16 protein-coding genes are annotated in these 18,316 nt (G+C 71.4%); all 16 read left to right on the forward strand.

Annotated features, from left to right (window positions below):
* The 16 genes from D9R02_RS05050 to carB all read left to right on the forward strand — a co-directional run bounded on the left by D9R02_RS05050 (nucleotide 1) and on the right by carB (nucleotide 18,288).
* Nucleotides 1-459 (forward strand): hypothetical protein, encoded by a 459-nt coding sequence (locus D9R02_RS05050; RefSeq protein ID WP_070637755.1) that lies wholly within the window; start codon nucleotides 1-3, stop codon nucleotides 457-459.
* On the forward strand, nucleotides 459-3,146 hold the full coding sequence (gene alaS / locus D9R02_RS05055) for an alanine--tRNA ligase (protein ID WP_121566465.1): 2,688 nt from the start codon (nucleotides 459-461) through the stop codon (nucleotides 3,144-3,146). The genes D9R02_RS05050 and alaS overlap by 1 nt, the downstream gene beginning before the upstream one ends.
* Nucleotides 3,146-3,730, forward strand: coding sequence for a Holliday junction resolvase RuvX (ruvX, locus tag D9R02_RS05060; protein ID WP_121566466.1), 585 nt, complete (start codon nucleotides 3,146-3,148; stop codon nucleotides 3,728-3,730). The genes alaS and ruvX overlap by 1 nt, the downstream gene beginning before the upstream one ends.
* The gene (mltG, locus tag D9R02_RS05065; protein WP_083311004.1) at nucleotides 3,727-4,938 is read left to right on the forward strand and encodes an endolytic transglycosylase MltG; all 1,212 of its coding nucleotides are present in this window, start codon (nucleotides 3,727-3,729) and stop codon (nucleotides 4,936-4,938) included. Before ruvX ends, mltG begins: the two co-directional genes overlap by 4 nt.
* Nucleotides 4,939-4,948: 10 nt before the next feature.
* A complete protein-coding gene (locus D9R02_RS05070) occupies nucleotides 4,949-5,863 on the forward strand; it encodes a shikimate dehydrogenase family protein (RefSeq protein ID WP_102613328.1) in 915 nt (304 codons plus the stop codon).
* A gap of 243 nt (nucleotides 5,864-6,106) precedes the next feature.
* Nucleotides 6,107-7,357: a chorismate synthase gene (gene aroC / locus D9R02_RS05075; protein WP_070637761.1), complete on the forward strand. Its 1,251-nt coding sequence runs from the start codon at nucleotides 6,107-6,109 to the stop codon at nucleotides 7,355-7,357.
* The gene (locus D9R02_RS05080; RefSeq protein ID WP_059281854.1) at nucleotides 7,354-7,911 is read left to right on the forward strand and encodes a shikimate kinase; all 558 of its coding nucleotides are present in this window, start codon (nucleotides 7,354-7,356) and stop codon (nucleotides 7,909-7,911) included. Before aroC ends, D9R02_RS05080 begins: the two co-directional genes overlap by 4 nt.
* The gene (aroB, locus tag D9R02_RS05085) at nucleotides 7,908-8,993 is read left to right on the forward strand and encodes a 3-dehydroquinate synthase (RefSeq protein ID WP_059281855.1); all 1,086 of its coding nucleotides are present in this window, start codon (nucleotides 7,908-7,910) and stop codon (nucleotides 8,991-8,993) included. Before D9R02_RS05080 ends, aroB begins: the two co-directional genes overlap by 4 nt.
* Before the next feature lie 121 nt (nucleotides 8,994-9,114).
* Nucleotides 9,115-9,678, forward strand: coding sequence for an elongation factor P (efp, locus tag D9R02_RS05090; protein ID WP_059281856.1), 564 nt, complete (start codon nucleotides 9,115-9,117; stop codon nucleotides 9,676-9,678).
* Nucleotides 9,675-10,091, forward strand: a complete 417-nt coding sequence (gene nusB, locus D9R02_RS05095; RefSeq protein ID WP_019309281.1) for a transcription antitermination factor NusB — start codon at nucleotides 9,675-9,677, stop codon at nucleotides 10,089-10,091. Before efp ends, nusB begins: the two co-directional genes overlap by 4 nt.
* A 110-nt stretch (nucleotides 10,092-10,201) precedes the next feature.
* Nucleotides 10,202-10,885 carry a bifunctional pyr operon transcriptional regulator/uracil phosphoribosyltransferase PyrR gene (gene pyrR, locus D9R02_RS05100; protein WP_059281857.1) on the forward strand — a complete coding sequence of 228 codons (684 nt, stop codon included), beginning with the start codon at nucleotides 10,202-10,204 and terminating at the stop codon, nucleotides 10,883-10,885.
* Nucleotides 10,882-11,865 (forward strand): aspartate carbamoyltransferase catalytic subunit, encoded by a 984-nt coding sequence (locus D9R02_RS05105; RefSeq protein ID WP_059281858.1) that lies wholly within the window; start codon nucleotides 10,882-10,884, stop codon nucleotides 11,863-11,865. Before pyrR ends, D9R02_RS05105 begins: the two co-directional genes overlap by 4 nt.
* A 7-nt stretch (nucleotides 11,866-11,872) precedes the next feature.
* A complete protein-coding gene (locus D9R02_RS05110; protein WP_121566467.1) occupies nucleotides 11,873-13,183 on the forward strand; it encodes a dihydroorotase in 1,311 nt (436 codons plus the stop codon).
* Between the two features lie 33 nt (nucleotides 13,184-13,216).
* Nucleotides 13,217-13,711 (forward strand): PH-like domain-containing protein, encoded by a 495-nt coding sequence (locus D9R02_RS05115; RefSeq protein ID WP_059281859.1) that lies wholly within the window; start codon nucleotides 13,217-13,219, stop codon nucleotides 13,709-13,711.
* Nucleotides 13,712-13,783: 72 nt separating this feature from the next.
* On the forward strand, nucleotides 13,784-14,968 hold the full coding sequence (carA, locus tag D9R02_RS05120; protein WP_121566468.1) for a glutamine-hydrolyzing carbamoyl-phosphate synthase small subunit: 1,185 nt from the start codon (nucleotides 13,784-13,786) through the stop codon (nucleotides 14,966-14,968).
* On the forward strand, nucleotides 14,968-18,288 hold the full coding sequence (gene carB / locus D9R02_RS05125; RefSeq protein WP_039101142.1) for a carbamoyl-phosphate synthase large subunit: 3,321 nt from the start codon (nucleotides 14,968-14,970) through the stop codon (nucleotides 18,286-18,288). Before carA ends, carB begins: the two co-directional genes overlap by 1 nt.
* Nucleotides 18,289-18,316: the final 28 nt, after the last annotated feature.

An 18,316-nucleotide genomic window follows, 5' to 3' on the forward strand; every position in this document is an offset into this window, starting at 1 on the left:
ATGGGAATGTGGTCCAAACTCGCCCTGCTCGCCGCCGGCGCCCTGGTGGGCGGCGCGGCCACCCGCGTCGCCTCCGATCCCGCGGCCCGGCAGTCCCTGTCCCGGGCCATCCAGGGGACTCCCGAGAGCACGGCCGTGGCGCGCGCGCCGCACGGGGACGTGGCGCACCGCGCCCGACCCGCCGCGGTGGACACCCTGCGCACCGCGGCCCGGCGCTTAGGGGAGTTCACGGCACGGGTCCGTGCGGGCATGGAGGAGCGCGAGGCGCAGCTGCAGCAGCAGTTCGGCGTGCGCTCTCCCGTGGACCACACCGCCAACCACCCGGCGGCGCCCGACGACGCCGTGCCCCCCGCCGGTGTCCCGTGGCACCCGGTCACGTCCCACGACTCCTCGACCGACCCGGAGGACCCCCGGGCCCGGGTCATCGAACACACCCCTTCGGAAGGAAACGAGCGGTAATGCTCTCTCACGAGATCACCCAGCGCTGGCTGAGCTACTTCGAGGCCAAGGGCCACCACGTGGTGCCCTCGGCGTCCCTGGTGTCCCAGCAGCCCGGTGCCATGTTCACGATCGCCGGCATGGTGCCGTTCATCCCGTACTTCCTGGGCCAGGAGACCCCTCCCTACCGCCGGGCGACCTCCGTGCAGAAGTGCATCCGCACCCTGGACATCGACGAGGTGGGCAAGACCGCCCGCCACGGCACGTTCTTCCAGATGGCCGGCAACTTCTCCTTCGGCGACTACTTCAAGTCCCAGGCCATCCCCATGGCCTGGGAGCTGCTCACCACTGCCGCGGCCGACGGCGGCTTCGGGCTGGACCCGGAGCGGCTGTGGGTCACCGTGTACGAGGGGGACCAGGAGTCCTACGACCTGTGGCACGACACCGTGGGTTTGCCCGCCCAGCGCATCCAGCGCATGGGCCGTGACGAGAACTACTGGGACACCGGCCAGCCCGGGCCCGCGGGTCCCGACTCCGAGATCTTCTACGACCGCGGCCCGCGCTACGGCAAGGACGGCGGTCCGGCGGTGGACGACGACCGCTACATCGAGATCTGGAACCTCGTGTTCATGCAGTACCAGCGCGGCGAGGGCAACGGCAAGGACTACGAGATCCTGGGCGACCTGCCGCAGCAGAACATCGACACCGGCCTGGGCGTGGAGCGTCTGGCCATGCTGCTGCAGGGCGTGGAGAACTTCTACGAGACGGACCAGGTCCGACCCGTGCTCGACGCCGCGGCCAAGCTCTCCGGGCGCACCTACCACGGAGCCGAAAAGGCCGGCGAGGAGGGCTACGAGGACGACGTCCGCATGCGCGTGGTCGCCGACCACGTCCGTTCCTCGCTCATGCTCATCGCCGACGGCGTGACGCCCGGCAACGAAGGCCGCGGCTACATCCTGCGCCGGCTGCTGCGCCGTGCCGTGCGGGCCATGCGCCTGCTCGGGGTCACCGAGCCCTGCCTGCCCGTGCTGCTGCCGGAGTCACGGGACGCCATGAAGGGCGTCTACCCCGTGGTGGCCGAGGACTTCGAGCGGATCTCGCGGATCGCGTACGCCGAGGAGCGGGCCTTCCTGAAGACCATCGAGTCCGGCACCACCCGCCTGGAGCACGCCGTGGACGTGGCCAAGGGGGAGAAGCGCGCGCTGAGCGGGGCGGACGCCTTCGCCCTGCACGACACCTTCGGCTTCCCGATCGACCTCACCCTGGAGATGGCCGGCGAGGCCGGCGTCGCCGTGGACGAGAAGGCGTTCCGCGAGCTCATGGCCGAGCAGCGCCAACGCGCCCAGGAGGACGCCCGCGCCAAGAAGGGCGCCATGGCGGACCTCTCCGAGCTGCGCCGCATGCTTGACGACCACGGCAGCGAGTTCACCGGCTACACCGAACTGGTCACACCCACCACGGTGCGCGCCATCCCCTCGGGCGGCGTCTCCGTGCCCGCCGCGAGCGAGGGCGAGCACGTGGAGATCGTGCTCGAGCGCACCCCGTTCTACGCCGAGGCCGGTGGCCAGGCCGCGGACGTGGGCACCATCGACTCCGCGGACGGGCTGCGCCTGAGCGTGGAGGACGTCCAGCAGCCCGTGAAGGGTCTGTCCGTGCACAAGGTCACGGTCGCCTCCGGCCAGGTGGTCGTGGGGGACGAGGTCACCGCCCGCGTGGACTCCCGCCGCCGCCACGACGGCGAGGCAGCCCACTCCGGCACGCACGTGATCCACGCTGCCCTGCACGACGTCCTGGGCCCGGACGCGGTCCAGCGCGGCTCGTTCAACAAGGAGGGCTACCTCCGCTTCGACTTCTCCCACGGGGAGGCCCTGAACGCGGAGCAGATCCAGGAGATCGAGCAGATCGCCAACACCGCCATCCGCGACGACTTCGAGGTGGTCACCCGCGAGATGCCGCTGGCCGAGGCCAAGAAGCTCGGGGCCATGTCCCTGTTCGGCGAGAAGTACGGGGACGAGGTCCGCGTGGTCGAGATGAACGGCCCGTGGTCCCGTGAGCTGTGCGGCGGCACCCACGTGGGCTCCACGTCCCAGCTGGGCTCGCTGTCCCTGGTCTCGGAGCAGTCCGTGGGCTCGGGCAACCGTCGCGTGGAGGCGCTCGTGGGCCTGAACTCGTTCAACCACCTGGCCGCCGAGCGCACGCTGGTCAACCAGCTCACCGGAATGCTCAAGGTGCAGTCCAGCGACGAGCTGCCGGAGCGCCTCGCGGCCACCCTCGACAAGCTCAAGGAGACCGAGCGCCAGCTCGCCGGCCTGCGCCAGCAGCAGCTGCAGGCTCAGGCCGGCCAGCTCGCCCAGGACGCCGAGCGCATCGGGACGGTCACGGCCGTGCTGCACGACGCCGGGGAGATCGCCTCCGCGGACGCGCTGCGCACCCTCGCCCTGGACCTACGCACCCGCCTGGGCTCCGACCCCGCGCTCGCGGCCGTGACCGGCGTCGCCAACGACCGTCCGCTGATCGTGGTGGCCGTCAACGACGCCGCCCGGCAGGCAGGTCTCGCGGCCGGCCAGCTCGTGCGCACCGCGGCCACGGTCCTCGGTGGCGGTGGCGGCGGCAAGCCGGACGTCGCCCAGGGCGGCGGCTCCGACGCCGCCCGGATCCCCGATGCGCTGGCGGCGGTGCGGCGGCAGATCCAGGACTCCGCGAGCTGATGTCAGAGTCCTTCGAGCGTGCCGTGCGCATGGGCGTGGACGTGGGGAAGGTCAGGGTGGGCGTCGCCCTGACCGACCCCGGGTGCGTCCTGGCCACGCCGCACCAGACGCTCGCGCGGGACTCCAACCCCCGCAAGGCCTTCGACGTGAAGATCATCACCAGGCTCTGCGAGGAGCGGGACGTGCGCACGGTGTACGTGGGCCTGCCGCGCAGCCTGGACGGACGTGAGAACGATTCGACCGTCATGGCCAGGGATTACGCCGCGATGCTCGTTCGTCGGCTAGGCTCACGGGGGTGCACCACGCAGGTGCGCCTGGTGGACGAGCGGCTGTCCACGGTCGCTGCCCACCAGTCGATGCTGGACTCCGGGGTCTCCCGGAGGGACCACATGGACAGGGTCGACCAGGCGGCCGCCGTGACCTTCCTGCAGACTGCGGTGGACCAGGGCCTGCGCACCGGCGTGGAGCCGGGCGAGCGGGTCGGGGCCGTGGAACAGGCGCAGCAGTGCACCGAGGGGCGGGTGACCTCCCCACAGGGGGATGCCCCCAAGACCACCAGAACGGCGGACGGAGAGTATTCGTGAGCGATGAGCCGCGGGACAACGCAACCGGTGACGGGAACACCCCGCACGGGTCTAACGGTGATGGGCTGAGCTCCTCGCACGCCTCTGACGGCGGCTCCCACTCCCAGCTGGTCGGCTCCTTCGAGCACCACGAGGTGACGCCGGAGCAGCGCAAGCGCCGCCAGGCCCGTTCCCGCGCGTCCATGACCACGGCCATCGCCCTGTTCGTCGCGGCGCTGATCGTGGTGGTGGCGGTGCTCGGCTCCACGTTCGGGCTCTTCGAGCGCAAGGACTACCACGGCTCGGGGGACCAGGACGTCACGTTCTCCGTGGCGGACGGCAGCACCACGGGGCAGATCGCGCAGGATCTCGAGTCCCAGGACATCGTGGCGGACGCCTCCACGTTCGTGTCCACGTTCCAGAAGAAGTACCCCGAGGACTTCATCCAGCCCGGTGAGTACCAGCTCAAGACCAGGATGAGCTCCGAGGACGTGGTCAACTCCCTGATGGAGAAGGAAGCCGCCACGCACTACGCGGCGATCCCCAAGACCCAGCGGATGGACGACACCTTCACCGCCCTGAGCGAGGCCACCGGCATCGACCGCTCCGAGTTCGAGAAGCTCGCCAAGCAGAAGGAGACGTTCGGGATCCCCGAGCAGTTCCCCAACCTGGAGGGCTGGCTGCACCCGGGCGAGTACCACTTCCCCCTGGACGCCACGGCCGAGCAGATCCTGCAGGAGATGGTGGACCGCACCCGGGCCACCCTGGAGAAGAACAACGTCCCCGAGGACCGCTGGTTCGAGGTGCTCACCGTCGGCTCGATCGTCGAGTTCGAGGGCACCCCGCAGAACTACCCCTCCGTGGCCGGAGCCATCGAGAACCGCATGAACAACCCGGACGGCGAGACCAGCGGGTTCATCCAGTCCGACGCCTCCGTGACCTATGGACTGGGCAAGAAGACCGTGCACCTCACGGAGGAGGAGAAGAAGGACAAGTCCAACCCGTACAACACCTACGCGAACCCCGGTCTGCCGGTCGGTCCGATCGGGTCCCCGAGCGACGACGCCATTGCGGCGGCGGCCAACCCGGAGAAGAACGACTACTACTACTGGGTGACCGTGAACCTGGACACGGGTGAGACCAAGTTCGCCAAGACGTACGAGGAGCACCAGAAGTACGTGCAGGAGTACCAGCAGTGGTGCGCGGACAACGAGGGCAAGTGCTCCTGACGTGCCCCCGGTGACACCCTCCAGGCTGCGGGCGGCCGTCCTCGGCCACCCGGTGGCTCACTCCCTGTCCCCGGCGCTGCACACCGCGGCCGGGGAGGCCCTGGGTCTGAGCACCGACTACACCCGGGTGGATGTTCCCGAGTCCGGGTGGGAGGTGTTCTGGGCGGGAGCCCGCGAGGACGGCGGGTGGAGCGGGTTCTCCGTGACCATGCCCCTCAAGCCCCTGGCCGCGCGGGACGCGGACCGGGTGACCCCGCTGGTGGAAGCCCTCGGGGTAGCCAACACCCTGACCCTCACCCCGCAGGGTTCCGTGGCGGACAACACGGACGTCATGGGGATCATGGCCGCGCTGTGTGCCGCGGGGCCGGTTCCGGAGGCGCCCCGCGCCGTCGTGCTGGGCGGGGGAGCCACCGCGCACGCCGCGGTGGCCGCCCTGCAGGCCCTGGGGGCGCCCGCGGTGGACGTGGCGGTGCGCACGGCATCCCGCGCCCGCTCCCTCGACGGCGTGGCCGGTGCGCTGGGCGCCACGGTGCACGTCCGGCCGTGGTCCGCGGCCCCCGAGCTGCTCCGGCACGCGGACGTGGTGGTCTCGACCCTGCCGCCGCGTGCCGCCGACGACCTCGCCCGGCTGTGGCGTGCAACCCGGCCCAGCGTGCACGGGGTGCTGCTGGACGTCGCGTACGACCCGTGGCCCTCCGAGCTGGCCGCCGCGTGGCAGCACGCCGGGGGAGCGATCGCACCGGGTGTCGATATGCTGATCTTCCAGGCGGTGGACCAGCTGCGCTGGTTCGTCGGGGGCGGGCCCCACCAGGAGCTGCCCCGGGAAGCATGCGTGACCGCGGCCATGTGCCGCGCGGTCGGCCGCCCGGAGCGCACGGTGCCGGAACGGGTGCGCCGCGCGCAGGAGCGTCGTCGGCCCGAGTGAACGGGCGCGTCGGTTGCACGGCGTGCCTAGAGCCGGAGAACTGGCCAGCGCCGGAGCCCGGACGAGCGGCTCCACCTGAGCCGCAGAACGCAGAGTCGGGCAGCGCCGGTGCCCGGCAGGTGCCGGACGCGCAGTGCTCGGGACCTCTCGGAGGGTTCCACGGGTTCTCCTCCGATCTTTCGACCGCCGGATTGAAGACCACCGGGGGATCCGCCGGATCCCCCTCGAGGACTGGAGACTTGGATGTTGCGTTGGCTCACGGCCGGGGAGTCCCACGGCGAGGCGCTCGTGGGGATCGTCGAGGGCGTGCCCGCCGGTGTGGAACTGACCACCGGGATGGTCCAGGACGCCCTGGCCCGCCGCCGTCTGGGCTACGGCCGCGGGGCGCGCATGAAGTTCGAGCAGGACCGCGTGCGTGTTCTGGGCGGTGTGCGCCACGGCGTCACCCAGGGCGGCCCGGTGGCCATCGAGATCGCCAACACGGAGTGGCCCAAGTGGCAGGACGTGATGAGCTCCGATCCCGTGGACCCGCAGGTCCTGGAGGGCCGCGCCCGCAACGCGCCGCTCACCCGGCCGCGCCCGGGGCACGCGGATCTCACGGGCATGCAGAAGTACGGCTTCGACGAGGCCCGCCCGGTGCTGGAGCGCGCCTCGGCCCGTGAGACCGCCACCCGGGTGGCGGTCGGCGTGGTGGCCTCGCAGGTGCTCGCCGCACTGGGCATCCGGCTGGTCTCCCACACCACGGCCATTGCGGACGTGCGCGTGCCGGACGGTGCGCCGCTGCCCGGCCCCGGGGACGTCGCCGCGCTGGATGCGGATCCGCTGCGCTGCTTCGACGCCGGGACGAGCGAGCGGATGGTCGCCGCGGTGGACGCCGCCCACAAGGCCGGGGAGACCCTGGGCGGGGTCGTCGAGGTTCTGGCCGAGGGCATGCCCCCGGGGCTCGGCTCCTACGTCCACTGGGACCGGCGGCTCGACTCGCGGCTGGCCGGGGCGCTCATGGGCATCCAGGCCATCAAGGGCGTGGAGGTCGGGGACGGCTTCCGCACGGCCGAGCGACCGGGTTCGCAGGCGCACGACGAGACCCTCCGGGCCGACGGCGCGGTGCACCGCGTGAGCAACCGCGCCGGCGGCATAGAGGGCGGGATGTCCACGGGCGACCTGTTGCGCGTGCGGGCGGCCATGAAGCCGATCGCCACGGTGCCCCGCTCGCTGCACACCGTGGACGTGGCCACGGGCGAACCCGCCCGGGCCCACCACCAGCGCTCGGACGTGTGCGCCGTGCCCGCGGCGGGAGTCGTGGCGGAGGCCATGGTCGCGCTCGTCCTCGCGGAGGCCGCCCTCGAGAAGTTCGGCGGGGACTCCGCCGCCGAGATGGTGCGCAACCGGGACGCCTACCTCGAGGCCATCCCGGAGGCGCTGCGGACCTCGCCCGAGCTCGCGGACCCCGCCGCACTGGCCGCCCTGGACGAGGTGCGCGGGGACCTCTCGTGACACGGGCGCCCCTGCCCGTGGTGCTGATCGGGCCCATGGCGGCGGGGAAGTCCCGGGTGGCGCGGTGCCTGGCAGGGCGCTACGGCATGGCGCACGCGGACTCGGACCAGGTCATCGAGGCGCGCCACGGTGCCATTGCGAGGCTGTTCCGAGAGCGGGGCGAGGCGGAGTTCCGCCGCCTCGAGGCGGCGGTCGTGGCGGAGCTGCTGGACGACCCCCGCTACGCCGAGGGCGTGATCTCCCTGGGCGGCGGCGCACCCATGTCCCCGCTCGTGCAGCCGCTGCTCGAGGGCCGGACGGTCGCGTACCTGGACGTGGACCTGGCCACGGTGCGCCCCCGCATCCGGGGCGGCGCGTCACGCCCGCTGCTGCAGCCGGACCCCGAGACCCGCTGGAGCCAGATCATGGCCGAGCGCCGTGAGACGTTCGAGCGGCTCGCCACGATCACCCTGGACGCCCGCGCGCCGCGCTCGGCGTCCCAGATCGCCCACGACCTGCACACCGCCCTGGGCGCCGCCGCGCGCTCCGAGCCAGGAAAGGACCACACCGCATGAACGAGACCGTGATCCCCGTCCGAGGGGACACCCCCGAGAACCAGTACGACGTCCTGGTGGGCCACGGTCTGCTGGGCCGCGTCCCCGAGCTGCTGGGGGAGCGCGTCAAGAAGGTGCTCATCATCCACCCCCGCGCGCTGCGCGCCACCGGCGACGTGGTGCAGGAGGATCTGCGTGCCGCGGGGATCCAGAGCTTCGTGGCCGAGATCCCGGACGCGGAGGAGGGCAAGCGCGTGGAGGTCGCGGCCTTCTGCTGGCAGATCATGGGCCAGTCCGACTTCACGCGCACCGACGCTGTGGTCTCCGTGGGCGGCGGTGCCGTCTCCGACCTCGCGGGCTTCGTGGCCGCCACGTGGCTGCGGGGTGTGCGGGTGGTGCACCTGCCCACCACGCTGCTGGGCATGGTGGACGCGGCCGTGGGCGGCAAGACCGGGATCAACACCGCCGAGGGCAAGAACCTGGTGGGTTCCTTCCACCCGCCGGCCGCCGTGGTGTGCGACCTCGACTCCCTGGCCACCCTGCCCGAGAACGAGCTGCTCACGGGCATGGCCGAGGTGGTCAAGTGCGGGTTCATCGCGGACCCGCAGATCCTCACCCTGATCCAGGAGCACCCCGCCGAGGTCCGGGACAGCTCCTCCGCCGTGGTGCGAGAGCTCGTGGAGCGCAGCGTGCGCGTCAAGGCGGACGTGGTCTCCACGGACCTGCGCGAGTCCGGGCGGCGCGAGCACCTGAACTACGGCCACACCCTGGGCCACGCGATCGAGCACAACGAGCGCTACCAGTGGCGCCACGGCGCGGCCGTGTCCGTGGGCATGGTCTTCGCGGCGGAGCTCGGCCGGGCCGCGGGCAGCCTGTCCGACGACGCCGTGGTCCTGCACCGCGAGATCCTCACCTCCCTGGGCCTGCCGGTCTCGTACCGCGCCGACCAGTGGCCCCGGCTGCTGGAGGTCATGAAGCGGGACAAGAAGACCCGCGGCAGCCTGCTGCGCTTCGTGGTCCTGGACCGGATCGGCGCCCCCCGGACCATGGAGGTCCCGGACCCCGCCATCCTGTTCGCGTGCTACCAGGAGATCGCCGACTGACACGAGGGGCCCATGCGGCGCCCGCACCCCCGCACCGGGGGATCCGGCCGCACGCGGTAGACTGGTCCGGCTCCACGAGCCGGACCCAGTGCGGCGACGTACCCGACGAGAAAGTGACACCGTGGCAACCAGCAACGACATCAAGAACGGCACCATCCTCAAGCTCGACGGCAACCTCTGGCAGACCATCGAGTTCCAGCACGTCAAGCCCGGCAAGGGTGGCGCGTTCGTGCGCACCAAGCTGCGCAACGTGACCAGCGGCAAGGTGGTGGACAAGACGTTCAATGCCGGTGCCAAGATCGAGACCGCCACGGTGGACCGCAGCGAGTACCAGTACCTGTACCAGGACGGCGACGACTACGTCTTCATGGACAACTCCACGTACGACCAGATCACCGTGCCTGGCGTGGTGGTCGGGGACGCCGCCCACTTCATGCTCGAGAACCAGAACGTGACTGTGGCCATCCACGAGGGTGCGCCGCTGTACATCGAGATGCCGCCGTCGGTGGTGCTGGAGATCACCTACACCGAGCCCGGTCTGCAGGGCGACCGCTCCACGGGCGGCACCAAGCCCGCCACCGTGGAGACCGGCTACCAGATCCAGGTCCCGCTGTTCCTCGAGCAGGGCACCAAGGTCAAGGTGGACACCCGCACCGGTGACTACCTGGGACGCGTCAACGAGTGAGCGGCGCACGGAGCAAGGCGCGGGTGCGCGCCGTCGAGATCCTCTTCGAGGCCGAGCAGCGCAACGAGTCCGTGCGCGACGCCCTGGTGCGCCGCCGCGAGAACTCGTCCTCGCCCATCAACCCGTACACCGTGGAGATCCTCGAGGGTGTGGACGAGCGCCGCGAGGACATCGACGAGTTCCTGGAGACCTACTCCCAGGGCTGGGCGCTCGGGCGCATGCCCGCGGTGGACCGCAACGCCCTGCGCGTGGGCGCGTGGGAGCTGCTCTACAACGCGGAGATCCCGGACGGCGTGGCCGTCGCGGAGGCCGTGGCCGTCACCCGAGAGCTCTCCACCGACGACTCTCCCCGGTTCGTCAACGGGCTGCTGGGGCGGCTGCAGAAGGTCAAGCCCTCCTTGCTGGACGACTGAGACGATGCCCCGGTTCGTGGTTCCCACGGGCCGGGGTTTCGCGTGTGGTAGCTTCAGGACCGATCGCACCCTTTAAATTCCGTCCCGTGAGGCGGGGAAGGAGGCGGCACGTGAGCGTGCCCGAACACGCCGAGAGCGCACCGGAGGCCACCACCTCCCGCGTGATCCTCTCGACATCCGACATCGACCGGGCCCTGTCCCGGATCGCCCACGAGATCCTGGAGTCCAACAGGGGCCCCGAGGACCTCGTGCTCCTGGGCATCGCCCGCCGCGGCTACCCGCTCGCGCAGCGCCTGGCGGCCCGGCTGGAGAAGATCGACCCCGGCTTCCACGCCGCCACCTCGACCGGTCAGCTGGACATCACCATGTACCGGGACGACCTGCGCAGGAACCCCGCCCGCACCCCGCAGCCCACGCTGATCCCGGACGCCGGGATCGACGGGCGCACCGTGGTGCTCGTGGACGACGTCCTGTGCTCGGGGCGCACCATCCGCGCGGCCCTCGACGCCCTCGTGGACCTCGGCCGCCCCACGGTGGTGCGGCTCGCGGTCCTGGTGGACCGCGGCCACCGCGAGCTGCCCATCCGCGCGGACCACGTGGGCAAGAACCTCCCCACGTCCTCCCGCGAGAAGGTGCGCGTGCTGCTGCGCGAGACCGACCCCGGATCCCGGGACGCGGGCCACGAGGACTGCGTGGTCATCGATGCGCCGGTGGCCTCGGATGCCGACGTCGCCCGCGCACCCGGGCGTACGGCGTCGTCGCCCGTGCCGGGACGGGCGGGTGAGCCCGCGTGAAGCACCTGCTGAGCACCACCGACCTGTCGTACGCGGATGCCGTGCGGATCCTGGACACCGCGGACCAGATGGCCGCCGTGTCCTCCCGCGAGGTCAAGAAGCTGCCCGCTCTGCGCGGGCGCACCGTGGTGAACCTGTTCTTCGAGGACTCCACCCGCACGCGGATCTCCTTCGAGACCGCCGCGAAGCGGCTCAGTGCGGACGTGATCAACTTCTCCGCCAAGGGCTCCTCGGTGTCCAAGGGCGAGTCGCTGAAGGACACCGCCCAGACGCTGATGGCCATGAGCGCGGACGCGGTGGTGATCCGCCACGGCTCCTCGGGTGCCCCGCAGCAGCTCGCGGACTCCGGGTGGATCGACGCCGCCGTGGTCAACGCCGGGGACGGCAAGCACGCGCACCCCACCCAGGCCCTGCTGGACGCCATGACCCTGCGCCGGGTCCGCTCGCGCGCCACGGGGGTGGCGAGCACCGGCATGGACCTGGAGGGCATGCACGTGGTGATCGTGGGGGACGTGCTGCACTCCCGCGTGGCCCGCTCCAACGTGTGGCTGCTGACCACCCTGGGCGCGCGTGTCACCCTGGTGGCCCCGCCCACCCTGGTGCCCGTGGCCACGGACACGTGGCCGTGCGAGATCAGCTACGACCTGGACGCCGTGCTGGCCGAGGCACCGGACGCCGTGATGATGCTGCGGCTGCAGCGCGAGCGGATGAACGCGGCGTTCTTCCCGAGCGAGGCCGAGTACACGCGAGGCTGGGGGCTCACCGCCCAGCGCGTGCACCGCCTCGAGGCCATGGGGGCACCCACCGTGTTCATGCACCCCGGGCCCATGAACCGCGGGCTGGAGATCTCCTCCGAGGCCGCCGACTCCCCGCGCTCCACCGTGCTGGAGCAGGTGGCCAACGGCGTGTCCGTGCGCATGGCCGTCCTCTTCCTGCTGCTCTCCGGCGACGAGAGCACCCCGAACCCGAGCGAGAACTGAGGTCCTCATGAGCTGCCACCTGATCAGCAACGCCCGCCCCGAGGGCGGTGACCCCGCGGACCTGCTCGTCGTGGACGGGCGGATCGCCGCCGTGGGCGCCCCCGGTTCCTTGGACGTCCCCGCGGACGCCGAGGTCCTCGACGCCTCCGGGCTCATCGCCCTGCCGGGCCTCGTGGACATGCACACCCCCCTGCGCGAGCCGGGCCGGGAGGACGCCGAGACCGTGGAGTCCGGCACCCGGGCCGCGGCCCGGGGCGGGTACACGGCGGTCTTCGCGATGGCCAACTCGAACCCCGTGGCGGACACCGCCGGCGTGGTCGAGCAGGTCTGGCAGCTGGGCCGGGACGCCGGCTGGGCGGACGTGCACCCGGTGGGCGCGGTGACCGTGGGGCTGGAGGGCGAGCAGCTGTCCGAGATCCGCGCGATGGCGGAGTCCCGCGCCGGGGTGCGGATGTTCTCCGACGACGGCAAGTGCGTGCACGACCCCGTCCTGATGCGCCGGGCCCTGGAGTACGTCAAGGCCTTCGACGGCATCATCGCCCAGCACGCCCAGGAGCCCCGCCTGACCGAGGGCGCCCAGATGAACGAGGGCACCGTGTCCGCGGACCTCGGGCTCACCGGCTGGCCCGCCGTCGCGGAGGAGGCGGTCATCGCCCGCGACGTCCTGCTGGCCCAGCACGTGGACTCCCGGCTGCACATCTGCCACCTCTCCACGGCCGGGTCCGTGGAGATCGTGCGGTGGGCCAAGGAGCGCGGCGTGACCGTGACCGCCGAGGCCACCCCGCACCACCTGCTGCTCACCGACGAGCTGGTGCGCACGTTCGACCCCGTCTACAAGGTCAATCCGCCGCTGCGCACGGACGAGGACGTCCAGGCCCTGCGCCGTGCGGTGGCCGAGGGGACGATCGACGTGATCGGCACGGACCACGCCCCGCACACCACGGAGGACAAGGAGTGCGAGTGGAGCTGCGCGGCCCACGGCATGACGGGGCTGGAGACCGCCCTGGCCGTGGTCCAGCACGCCCTCGTGGACACCGGGATGATCGGGTGGGAGCGGGTCGCGCAGATCATGTCCCGCCGCCCCGCGCAGATCCTCGGTCTCACGGACCAGGGCCAGGACCTCGCCCCCGGCTCCGTGGCCAACATCGTGCTGTGGGACCCCGCCGGCGCCACCCCCGTGGACCCGGCGCACCACGCCTCCAAGGCGCGCAACAGCCCGTACCGGGGGATGACCCTCCCGGGCGGGGTGCGCGCCACCTTCTACCGCGGCCACCCCGTGGTCCGTGACGGTGAGCTGACCACCCCCGTGGCCCGCTGATCCGCACCGTCCTCCCTGAAAGGTTGTCTCCCCATGTCGGACAAGCTCGTCCCCACCCTGCTCACCCTGGTCATCGTGGTGGTGCTCTTCGCCCTGATCTGGTGGGGCTGGCGGGGCCGTGTGCGGCGCCAGTCCGACGTCGCCGAGGTGACGCCCGCACCCCGGGACCTGATGAGCCGGGCCACCACACGGGTGGACGGGATGTACGTGGTCACCACCTACACCGACCAGCCGCTCGAGCGCATTGCGCGCCACGGCCTGGGGGTGCGCACGAACGCCGAGGCCGTGGTGGCCCCGGACGGCGTGTTCATCAACCGCCAGGGCGCCCCGGACGTGTTCATCCCGCGCCGCGACCTGCGCGCCGTGTCCACCACCTCCGGGATGGTGGGCAAGTTCGTGGAGCGTGACGGGCTCGTGGTGTTCACCTGGGACCTCGGGGACACGCGCGTGGACACCGGCTTCCGCGCCCGCACGGGCGAGGGGTCGCACGAACTGGAGGACGCGGCGTCGGCCCTGCTGAACGCCTGAGAACCCCGCACCGGCGCCGCCCCACGGCGGCACCGGCTCGAGACCACACCTGCTGAACGAAAGGAGTTCGCCATGAACTCACCACGCAACGCACCGGCCGTGATGGTGCTGGAGGACGGCAGCGCCTTCGAGGGCCGCGCCTGGGGTGCTCCCGGCACGGCGTTCGGGGAGGCCGTCTTCGCCACCGGCATGACCGGCTACCAGGAGACCCTCACCGACCCCTCCTACGCGGGTCAGATCGTCATCCAGACCGCACCCCACATCGGCAACACCGGAATCAACACCGAGGACATGGAGTCCCGGCGGATCTGGGTCAACGGCTTCGTGGTGCGCGACCCCGCGCGCCGCCCCTCCAACTGGCGCAGCGAGCGCACGCTGGACGAGGAGCTCGCCGCACAGGGCGTCACCGGCATCCAGGGCGTGGACACGCGCGCCCTCACGCGCCACCTGCGGGACAAGGGTGCGATGCGCGCCGGGATCTTCGCCGGCGACGACGCCGCACGGCCCGTCCCCGAGCTCGTGCGGCTGGTCTCGGAGCAGCCCGCGATGGCCGGTCGGGCGCTCGCCGAGCAGGTCAGCACGGACGAGTCCTACACGGTGGAGCCCGCCGAGCACGGCTGGGACGCACCCGTGAAGCACACGGTCGCCGCCGTGGACCTGGGCATCAAGTCCATGACCCCGCAGCGGCTGGCCGAGCGCGGCGTGCGCGTGCACGTGGTGCCCGCGGCCACGACCTTCGAGCAGCTGCGCGAGCTGGGCCCGGACGGCGTGTTCTTCTCCAACGGCCCGGGGGACCCCGCCACCGCGGAGGACCAGGTCGAGCTGCTGCGCGAGGTCCTGGACGCCCGCATCCCGTTCTTCGGGATCTGCTTCGGCAACCAGCTGCTGGGCCGTGCGCTGGGCTTCGGGACCTACAAGCTCACCTTCGGCCACCGGGGCATCAACCAGCCCGTCAAGGACCTGGCCACCGGCACCGTGGAGATCACCTCCCAGAACCACGGCTTCGCGGTGGACGCGCCGGTGGGGGAGACCGTGACCGCACCCGAGCAGCGCTACGGGCGTGTCTCGGTGTCCCACGTGGGGCTCAACGACAACGTGGTGGAGGGCCTGCGCTGCGAGGACATCCCCGCGTTCTCCGTGCAGTACCACCCAGAGGCCGCCGCGGGGCCCCACGACTCCGCGTACCTCTTCGACCGTTTTGTGGACATGATGGACCGGGCCTCCCAGGGCTCCGGCTCGGAAGCAGGAGACAACTGATGCCCCGCAGGAAAGACCTCAACAGCGTCCTGGTGATCGGCTCCGGGCCCATCGTGATCGGGCAGGCCGCCGAGTTCGACTACTCCGGCACCCAGGCCCTGCGCGTGCTCAAGGACGAGGGGCTGCGCGTCATCCTGGTGAACTCCAACCCGGCCACCATCATGACCGACCCCGAGTTCGCGGACGCCACCTACGTGGAGCCCATCACCCCGGAGACGGTCGAGAAGATCATCGCCAAGGAACGGCCCGACGCCGTCCTGCCCACCCTGGGCGGGCAGACCGCCCTGAACACCGCGCTCGCCCTGGACGCCAACGGCGCCCTGGAGAAGTACGGCGTGGAGCTCATCGGCGCGGACGTGGACGCCATCAACCTGGGCGAGGACCGTGAGGCGTTCAAGGGCGTCGTCGAGCGCTGCGGCGCCGAGTCCGCGCGTTCCGTGATCGTGCACTCCATGGACGAGGCGCTCGCCGCCGCCGAGCAGCTGGGCTACCCCATGGTGGTGCGCCCGTCCTTCACCATGGGCGGGCTCGGTTCCGGGCTCGCGTACAACGAGACGGACCTGCACCGCATCGCGGGCGCCGGCATCCAGTACTCGCCCACCTCGGAGGTGCTCCTGGAGGAGTCCATCCTGGGGTGGAAGGAGTACGAGCTGGAGATGATGCGCGACGCCAACGACAACGTGGTGGTCGTGTGCTCGATCGAGAACGTGGACCCCGTGGGCGTGCACACCGGTGACTCCGTGACGGTGGCCCCGGCGCTGACCCTCACCGACCGCGAGTACCAGCGCATGCGCGACATCGCGATCGCCGTGATCCGCGAGGTGGGTGTGGACACCGGCGGGTGCAACATCCAGTTCGCCGTGGAGCCGTCCACCGGGCGCATCGTGGTGATCGAGATGAACCCCCGCGTGTCCCGCTCCTCGGCACTCGCGTCCAAGGCCACGGGCTTCCCGATCGCCAAGATCGCCACCAAGCTCTCCCTGGGCTACACGCTGGACGAGATCCCCAACGACATCACCCGCAAGACCCCGGCGAGCTTCGAGCCCACGCTGGACTACGTGGTGGTCAAGGTCCCGCGCTTCGCGTTCGAGAAGTTCCCGGCGGCGGACCCCACGCTGACCACCACCATGAAGTCGGTGGGCGAGGCCATGGCGATCGGGCGCAACTTCACGGAGGCGCTGCAGAAGGCCATGCGCTCGCTCGAGCAGAAGGGGTCCTCCTTCAGCTTCGCGCGCCCGGCCGTGGAGCCCGGCCCCAACACGGTGGCCCGGCTGGTCTCCAGGACCGAGGAGACCACAACCGAGCGGCTGCGCAACGTGCAGCGCGCGCTGCTGGCCGGCGCCACGGTGGAGCAGGTCTTCGAGGCCACGTCCATCGACCCGTGGTTCCTGGACCAGATCCAGCTGCTCAACGAGACCGCGGACATGATCCGTGAGGACCCGGACCTGCACCCGGAGACCCTGCGCGAGGCCAAGCGCCACGGCTTCTCGGACGCCCAGATCGGGGAGCTCGTGCACCTGGACGAGTCCGTGGTGCGCGGCGTGCGCCACGCCCTGAACATCCGCCCGGTCTACAAGACGGTGGATACGTGCGCCGCGGAGTTCGAGGCGTTCACCCCGTACCACTACTCCTCGTACGACCAGCAGACGGAGGTGGCCCCGCACGAGAAGCCCTCGGTGATGATCCTGGGCTCCGGTCCCAACCGGATCGGTCAGGGCATCGAGTTCGACTACTCGTGCGTGCACGCCTCCATGGTGCTGCGCGAGGCCGGGTACGAGACCGTGATGGTCAACTGCAACCCGGAGACCGTGTCCACGGACTACGACATCTCCACGCGGCTGTACTTCGAGCCGCTGACCTTCGAGGACGTCATGGAGGTCGTGGAGGCCGAGCGCCGTTCCGGCGGACTGCTGGGCGTGTTCGTGCAGCTGGGCGGTCAGACCCCGCTCAAGCTCGCGGCGGACCTCAAGGCCGCGGGGGTGCCGATCCTCGGCACGAGCCCCGAGGCCATCGACCTCGCGGAGGACCGCGGGGAGTTCGCCCGCGTGCTCACGGAAGCCGGTCTGCGCCAGCCCAAGAACGGCACGGCGTACGACTTCGAGGAGGCCAGCCGGATCGCCCACGAGATCGGCTACCCCGTGCTCGTGCGCCCCTCGTACGTGCTGGGTGGCCGCGGGATGGAGATCGTCTACGACGAGGCCTCCCTGAAGACCTACCTGGAGAACGCGACGGAGGTCAGCCCCAGCCGTCCCGCGCTGATCGACAAGTTCCTCGAGGACGCCATCGAGATCGACGTGGACGCGCTGTTCGACGGCCGCGACTGCTACGTGGGCGGGATCATGGAGCACATCGAGGAGGCCGGGATCCACTCCGGCGACTCCGCGTGCGTGCTGCCGCCCATCACGCTCGCCCCGGACGTGGTCGAACGCGTCCGCGCGGCCACCGAGGCCATTGCCCGCGGCGTGGGCGTGAAGGGTCTGATCAACCTGCAGTTCGCGCTCGCCTCGGACGTGCTGTACGTGATCGAGGCCAACCCGCGCGCCTCGCGCACGGTGCCGTTCGTCTCCAAGGCCACGGGCGTGCAGATGGCCAAGGCCGCCGCGCTGATCGGCACGGGGCGCACGGTGGCGCAGCTGCGCGCCGAGGGTGTGCTGCCCGCGGACCACGACGGCACCACGCTGCCCGAGGGCACGCCCACGGCGGTCAAGGAGGTCGTGCTGCCGTTCGCCCGGTTCCGCACGCCGGAGGGCACCGTGGTGGACTCGCTTCTCGGTCCCGAGATGCGCTCCACGGGCGAGGTCATGGGCGTGGACAAGTACTTCGACACCGCGTTCGCCAAGGCGCAGGCCGCCGCGGGCGGTCCGCTGCCCACCTCGGGATCCCTGTTCGTCTCGGTGGCGAATAAGGACAAGCGCTCCGCGGTGATCCCGGTCAAGATGTTCGCGGACCTGGGCTTCGAGATCGTCTCCACGGGCGGCACCGCGCAGGTGCTGCGCCGCAACGGCATCGAGTCCACGGTGGTGGCCAAGATCGCGGACGCCGAGGGCGACGAGCCCACAGTGGCGGACCTGATCACGGACGGGAAGATCGACCTGATCTTCAACACCCCCTCCGGCGGCCAGGCGGCGCGCGGGGACGGCTACCAGATCCGCGCGGCGGCCACCTCGGTGGGTGTCCCCATGATGACCACGGTCTCGGAGCTCGGTGCCGCGCTGCAGGCCATCACCGCGCAGCGGCAGTACTCGTGGTCCGTGACCTCCCTGCAGGAGCACGAGCAGACCCTGCGTGAGCGTGCCGCCCAGGGGGCCTCCCGTGACTGAGCCCTCCCACGGGCGCCACAGCGCACCC

Origin of the sequence: Kocuria rhizophila, assembly GCF_003667225.1 — a bacterium.
Lineage (GTDB): Bacteria > Actinomycetota > Actinomycetes > Actinomycetales > Micrococcaceae > Kocuria > Kocuria rhizophila.